This is a genomic window from Microcoleus sp. PH2017_34_RAT_O_A (assembly GCF_020737885.1).
GTDB lineage: Bacteria > Cyanobacteriota > Cyanobacteriia > Cyanobacteriales > Microcoleaceae > Microcoleus.
Genome location: NZ_JAEQDD010000064.1, coordinates 21,199 through 28,043 on the forward strand (window position 1 = coordinate 21,199; position 6,845 = coordinate 28,043).

Here is a 6,845-nt window from a genome sequence, read left to right on the forward strand (position 1 = left end):
ACAAATTGACCAGGAATGGACAGATGTGTCCAGCAATTAAGTCTCAGTTCCTTACCCAATTTTTCAAAATTCTATGGGCCCAGATTTGTACCAATTCGATTGGTTAATTAAAGTGTGACTGCACCAATCCCGATCGGTGAGGGGATAGTCCAGCCGGTAGTGACCGCCGCGACTTTCCGTGCGAAACGCAGCACTTTTGAGAATTAAGTAGCCAATATCCAATAAATTGCCAACTTCCCCCCAATTTCGCAAAACCGAGCTATTTTCGGCATCAGCGGGCGAAAAATCGATCGCTTGTCCGGGCCGTAAATTATCAAGTGCTTGACTCAAAGCCAAAGAGGAAAATTCTTGCCGCCACATCTCAACTTGGACGATCGCACTTTCCAAATCCCTTTGTCCCCGACAAATTCCCGCACTCTGCCACACCAAACTCGGCAATTGGATTCGCAATTTTTCGATCGCCTCAATATCCTGTTGTGAAACCGATTTTTCCAAGATTTCCCCTGCATCTTCCTCCTCTGGTAAGGCTTCGGACTTTTTACCTTCTAACTGCAAAAGTCCCATTTGCGCGCCAAAAACCAGACATTCCAGCAGTGAATTGCTCGCCAACCGGTTAGCGCCGTGTACCCCCGTACTCGCAGTTTCTCCCACCGCATACAAACCCGGAATCGAAGTTTGGTTGAACTTGTCAGCCACAATTCCCCCCATCCAGTAATGGGCGGCGGGCGTCACCGGCACAGGTTCGGCAAAAATATCAATTCCCCAATCAGCGCACACTTGAATAATATTCGGAAACCTGTAGCGCAGTCGATCGCAGTCGATCGGGCGCAAATCCAGCCAAACATGAGGTTCCCCCGTCTTCTGCAAGTGGCGGAAAATAGCGCGGCTGACAACATCCCGAGGCGCGAGTTCCCCGCTGGGGTGAGAGTCAAAAGCAAAGCGATATCCCTTGCTGTCAACTAAATGAGCCCCTTCTCCCCGCACCGCTTCGCTAATCAGAAACCGAGGCGCGCCCGCTTTGCTGAGGGCTGTCGGGTGAAACTGCACAAATTCTAAATCTCGCAGCAGCGCCCCGGCGCGCCACGCAATGGCTACCCCGTCCCCGGTACTTACCGACGGGTTGGTTGTTTGAGCAAAAACCTGTCCGCCGCCGCCTGTAGCCAGCACTACGGCGCTAGCCCGCAGCCATTTGACTTGGGAGTCGCAAATTGAGCTAATTCCCTGACACCGCCCGGTTTTGTCTAGCCACAGACTCAAAGCAAAGGCTGGGGATACGAGTTGAATGTTTTTGCGGTTTAATACTTTTGCTGTCAGGGTACTGACAACGGCTTTTCCTGTGGTGTCGGCGGAGTGGAGCACTCGGCGGCGGGAGTGGGCGGCTTCTAGGGTGAGGGCTAAATCTGGGCCAGTGCGATCGAATGCAACGCCCATTTTTACCAGGGAGTCTATGCAAGCAGCAGCTTCTTCGACTAAAAATTGCACTGCTTCTAAATCGCAAAGACCTGCTCCCGCAGCCAGTGTATCCTGAACGTGGAGTGCTGCGGAATCTTCTGGGGCGATCGCTGCGGCAATGCCTCCTTGAGCCCAATCGCTTGCAGAAACAGGCATAATATTTTTATTGATCAAGCCTACGTGCAAATGTTCTGGTAGACACAGTGCCGTGTACAAACCGGCTGCGCCAGCACCTATCACCAATACGTCAAATTTGTCAGTCATAAGTCAGCCGATTTTAGATTTTAGATTTTAGATTTTAGATTTTAAAATTAACTTTACAGATGAATCAGGGGAAAATAAATTTCGATTTTATATTTCATATTTTAGATTTTATATTGAAATCTACAGATGATTCAAGGAGCTATAACTGTCAAGTTTAGCTTGAATAATTGAATTTTAATCTACAGATAAATCTCGATTTAAACTAATATCTACTAATTTTTTCTTTTTACCAAAAATAATTGGTTGAAAGCCTCTCCCCGATCGGGAGAAATAAAAATCAGACTATTCATTACTCCAATCCTCTTCCTTCTAGGTAGAGGTCGCTCTCAAACTGTCAACTGTCAACTGTCAACTATCAACTGTTGAAAACATCGGAGGCTGGTATGTGTCTTTTGGTGCGAGCCTTTGTGAAGGCATTCGTCAGCCGGAACAGAAGCCATGAGCCATGAACCATAAGCCAAAATTCATGAATTAACAAACCATAGTTCCGACTCATGACTAATGACTCATGGACTCATGAGGGCGGGCACGGGGGCACCGCCCCTACTGACTAATAACTCATGGCCTCAAAAGAGGCTCACTGCTATCTAGTCGTAGAGACCATTATTCAACCTGGTGTCTCCTTCAATAAAGACTGATTCGACATCAGTTACGGTGAATTTGTCCAAATTAGCTTGCAGCACCTTTTTTTGAGCTTCCGTCAAGCCTGAAATGTTGAGTACGTCCTCAACTTTTTCGTAAGGAGCATTCTTAATAATTTGTCCAGCTAAAGTGGGATACAACCCTCGAAAGTCGCGAAAGTCCCGGACGGCGCTGTTGTTCAAATCAAGTTTTTTGCCGTATTCTGTGGCAAGCTTGTCATCGGCGCGATTGGTTCTAGCCGGAACATCAACTGCTATGAGCGAGGCTGATGGCAAGGCGATACGGCTCAGGTTCGCCGCGATCGCGCTCATGTCTCCAGCCCATGCAAAGCAGCCCAGCACTAAGCCCAATACTGCCAATAGACGACCCAATCGTTTCATGAAGTTTTGTCTCCCAATTTCATACACAGCATTTATGTAGAGACTACCATTTTGCTTATGCAGTTTTTCAGATAAATCCCCAGCAGGCCGAGGACTGTTAACAAAATTTACATCCAAGAATTGACATTGCTCTCAATATATGCTATGCAACGTAGTTGAGACGATCGATTAATTTTTGGCTGCACACCCAATTTTCTAGCTATCAAGAACTCTTTCCTTTCCTTTTGAGAAAAGCGTTCAAGTCAGTATAATTACTGCCGTAAGTCACGCTGGGAGTGTCGTAACCCTTCAAAGTAACGATGTGCTGCTCGAAAGCTTCTTGGGCGCCCAATTCCGTCAGGTATTTGTAGGTTGTTTCTCCCACGGCGATATCCTTGCCGATATCCTTGGTGCAAGACTCTAGGCGAAATGCGGCGTTTACAGTGTCTCCCAAGGCGGTGTAGTCCGATCGATCGCTGCTGCCGGAATTTCCCACCATTGCATAACCAGTATTGATTCCAGCCCCGACTCGCAACGGAAAAGGCAGGGGGTAACGGCTGCTGAGTAAATCAGTTGCCTTGTGCAGTTGGCTTAAAGCTTGGCAAATCCGCATCATTTCTTCGCTGCTGACGCCGCTTGGTTTGTGGAACCAGACAGCCATGATGGCATCGCCGATGTATTTGTCCACCCAACTGCCATGTTCGCGAATGATGTGTCCGGCTTTGCGGAACCAATTGCCGATGACTTCCGAGAGGATGGTTTCGTCTAGCTGTCTAGTCAAAACTGTAAAGTCTCGGATGTCCATTACCATGACAGTAATCAGGCTGCGTACCGTCAAAGTAGCTGTAAAATCTTCAGAGTCTGTGTCGTGCAGGCGATCGAGCCGGCGCCCTCCGGTTGGGTTATGGAAGTCCAACTCGGTTTGACCGAAAATAATTCGATCGCCATTTCTGAGAGTGACAGGAATACTCACCCGCCGCCCGTTGACAAAGGAACCGTTGCGGCTGCCCAAGTCGATCAGGTAAAACTCTCCGGTCTCCATTTGCTGTAACATCGCGTGATTTCGGGAAATCCAGCGATCGGTCAATACAAAATTATTGTCATCATTTCGCCCTACTGTCCAGCAATTGCTGCCGGAGAGCGGCAAGTAGCGATTGCCGCTTTCTGTACGAAGTAACAAATGTGGATTGGCTTGCAAAGTCACCACAGCCCTAGAAACAACATCAAGTCAACCGATTTGAGGTTTTCAACTTTAAATTTTAACTTTAGTACGCGGCTCATAACTAAGATTGCCACTAAAAACCTGAAATCGGCTGTTCTAAAAATTTAAAATAGTTTAGTCGATCGATGCACCGAACCCATAAAGCATTGCCAAATTACCGCCTGATAACCACCGAAGGTAGTTACCGCTCGATCATAGGCCAAAGCGTAATATTTTGCACGCCAAAGATGTACCTAGGCAGTTGCATTGGCTGCTTTTTGGCAAAATATAACTTAATTTCTGCTTCTGTTGCCAAAAAAAAAGCTGGACAATGGTTCTCGTCTCAGACAACCCTGTGGTTACACACAAGCTATCTTTGAGATTTGTTGCTACACTTCCACTTTTTGAAGAGTCCAACAAAACCTTTTCCTCGCTGCGGCGCTGAATCAATTAGAAACACGAGAATTTTATGTTGTCGAAAAGAATTTTGCCTTGTTTGGATGTGAAAGCTGGCCGTGTGGTCAAAGGTGTGAATTTTGTCAACCTTAAGGATGCTGGGGATCCGGTGGAAATGGCTCAGGTATACAATGATGCGGGTGCTGATGAGTTGGTGTTTCTGGACATTACGGCGACTCACGAAGACCGGAACATTATGATTGATGTGGTGTACCGGACTGCCGATCGAGTATTTATCCCTTTGACGGTGGGTGGCGGCATCCAATCCTTGGACACCATTAAAAGTTTGTTGAGGGCGGGCGCTGATAAGGTAAGTATTAATTCAGCGGCAGTGCGCGATCCGAGTTTGATTGACAAAGCGAGCGATCGATTTGGCAATCAATGTATTGTATTGGCGATCGACGCTCGCAAACGCCAAGATGCGGACAATCCCGGTTGGGACGTGTACGTGCGCGGAGGGCGTGAAAATACAGGCTTAGATGCGATCGTCTGGGCCAAGGAAGCCGAAAAGCGCGGCGCCGGCGAAATTCTAGTGACAAGCATGGACTCTGACGGCACTCAAGCCGGTTACGACTTATCATTAACCCGCAGCATCGCCGAAGTTGTAGAAATTCCCGTGATTGCTTCCGGCGGCGCCGGCAACTGTCACCACATCTACGAAGCCGTGACGGAAGGCAAAGCAGAAGCAGCCTTACTGGCTTCCCTGCTGCACTACGGGCAACTTAGCGTCGGAGAAATTAAGACTTATCTAGCAAAATGTCAAGTTCCCGTGCGGCAACAGTAGTTCTTTGCATCAGCAAGATTGGTAACAGGCTTTCTGGCCTGTTCCACATCAGCAATAGGCTTTCTCGCCTGTTCCGCGATAATTAGATTTTCCTGTGGGGTGGGCGAGAGGACTCACCCAAAGGCGATCGTTACTGCTGCAAATAGTGCCTGATGCCAGGTGCATTAAACAGCAGAATTTTGTTGATTTTACCTTCAGATAACAGTTTAAGAAAAGCATACAACCAAAGACAAGCTGAAAACTCATAAAAATAATACGGGATGCGGGAAACGAGCGAGACTTTAGTCCTGAGAGGGAAGTGGCACGAGGGAATGAGAGTCCCCGTCTTCTTTCTTTCTTTCTTTCTTTTTAAATATTTTGTTGATTGACCTTGAGATATCTAGTATAATAACTGAAAGTAGACAAATCAACCAATATTCAGGAAAATAGAGGTGACTAAAACCCAAAAAACAATGGGAGTTCAGCAAGTATTACTGTCTCCAACCAAACAAATTAAAGCATTGTTGGAGTATCTCTGCCAACAATCAGGTAAACTGTACAACAGTGGGGTTTATTTGGCTCGTCAAACTTTTTTTAAGACCGGAAAACTGTTGACGGGAAAATTCGACTTATCTTTTGAATCGTCAGTTGCCAAATCAATGGTTGCTAAGTCGTTGCCATCAACACCAATGCAGCAAACATTGATGTCAGTCACAGAAGCCTTCAAATCTTTTAAAGAAGTAAGAGATTTGTACATCAAAGGTCAATTGCATTTCAAGCCCAAGCCACCGGGATACCTGACAGGTTCTAAGTTGTTCAAAGTTGTTTATCCTAATTCGGGAGGGTTAAGACCGAAACTTGTTGGCAATCAGTTAAGATTTTCCTTGGGTTTAACAGTAAGGCGATGGTTTGGAGTTTCTGAATTCTTTTTACCTATGCCATCGAATCTGGATTTTTCCAAAGTGAAAGAGTTTACGATTCTCCCTAAGAATGGTGCTTTTTATCTGGAAATATCCTACGAGGTTGAAAAACAACAACATAATCTGGACATTGGTCAAGCATTATCAATTGACTTGGGAACTGCTGATAATAAAGCCAGCTTGTGTCGATACATTAGGAAATTCTTTTTTGATTGATTCTCGTGCAATGAAAGCGATGAATCAATTGTGGAACAAGAAAGTAGCAACTAGACAAGAAGGAAAGCCAGAAGGTTATTGGGATAATTGGTTAGACCGTGTTACCCGAAAACGTAATCACCAAATGCGTGATGGTATCAATAAGGCTGCCAAGTTGATTGCTAACCATTGCCTGAAATCTGGAATTGGCACACTGATAGTTGGGTGGAATGAAGGTTTTAAGTCTAACAGTAATCTAGGTAAAGTGAACAATCAAAAGTTTGTTCAAATGCCTTTAGGTAAACTCAAAAATAGATTAAAAGAACTGTGCGATTTGCACGGTATCAGGTTTGTTGAAACAGAAGAAGCATATACATCGAAAGCTAGTTTTTAAGGGTGGTGACTCCCTACCCAAATATGGTGAAAAGCCATCTGGGTGGAAAGCATCTGGAAAACGAATTAAACGTGGCTTGTATCGATCAGCAAATGCTTCGATTGTGAATGCAGACTTAAATGGTGCTGCCAAGTGCGATTCGTTCAGTCGAAACCGAGAAATCGGGGGATGACTGGCTTCTACAGGGTAATCCATCAGG

At 45.9% G+C, this 6,845-nt stretch carries 6 protein-coding genes; 3 read left to right on the top strand and 3 right to left on the bottom strand.

What is annotated here, in order from left to right:
- Positions 1-63: 63 nt before the first annotated feature.
- The 3 genes from nadB to JGK11_RS21010 form a co-directional block, all read right to left on the bottom strand.
- Entirely contained in the window at positions 64-1,716 is a 1,653-nt protein-coding gene (nadB, locus tag JGK11_RS21000; RefSeq protein WP_293212722.1) for an L-aspartate oxidase, read from the bottom strand.
- Positions 1,717-2,303: 587 nt separating this feature from the next.
- Positions 2,304-2,738, bottom strand: coding sequence for a photosystem II complex extrinsic protein PsbU (psbU, locus tag JGK11_RS21005; protein WP_293185315.1), 435 nt, complete (start codon positions 2,736-2,738; stop codon positions 2,304-2,306).
- A gap of 202 nt (positions 2,739-2,940) precedes the next feature.
- A complete protein-coding gene (locus tag JGK11_RS21010) occupies positions 2,941-3,924 on the bottom strand; it encodes an adenylate/guanylate cyclase domain-containing protein (RefSeq protein ID WP_293185317.1) in 984 nt (327 codons plus the stop codon).
- Between the two features lie 463 nt (positions 3,925-4,387).
- On the opposite strand from JGK11_RS21010, the gene hisF reads away from it, so the two are divergent.
- The 3 genes from hisF (at position 4,388) to JGK11_RS21025 (ending at position 6,646) form a co-directional block, all read left to right on the top strand.
- The gene (gene hisF, locus JGK11_RS21015; protein WP_293185318.1) at positions 4,388-5,158 is read left to right on the top strand and encodes an imidazole glycerol phosphate synthase subunit HisF; all 771 of its coding nucleotides are present in this window, start codon (positions 4,388-4,390) and stop codon (positions 5,156-5,158) included.
- Between the two features lie 431 nt (positions 5,159-5,589).
- Positions 5,590-6,273, top strand: coding sequence for a transposase (locus JGK11_RS21020; protein WP_293185319.1), 684 nt, complete (start codon positions 5,590-5,592; stop codon positions 6,271-6,273).
- The gene (locus tag JGK11_RS21025; protein ID WP_293185320.1) at positions 6,266-6,646 is read left to right on the top strand and encodes an IS200/IS605 family accessory protein TnpB-related protein; all 381 of its coding nucleotides are present in this window, start codon (positions 6,266-6,268) and stop codon (positions 6,644-6,646) included. Before JGK11_RS21020 ends, JGK11_RS21025 begins: the two co-directional genes overlap by 8 nt.
- Positions 6,647-6,845: the final 199 nt, after the last annotated feature.

Bases quoted from the DNA above. Each gene is read 5' to 3' on its own strand.
- hisF (WP_293185318.1), top strand. From the start codon at position 4,388: ATGTTGTCGAAAAGAATTTTGCCTTGTTTGGATGTGAAAGCTGGCCGT.
- nadB (WP_293212722.1), bottom strand. From the start codon at position 1,716: ATGACTGACAAATTTGACGTATTGGTGATAGGTGCTGGCGCAGCCGGT.
- psbU (WP_293185315.1), bottom strand. From the start codon at position 2,738: ATGAAACGATTGGGTCGTCTATTGGCAGTATTGGGCTTAGTGCTGGGC.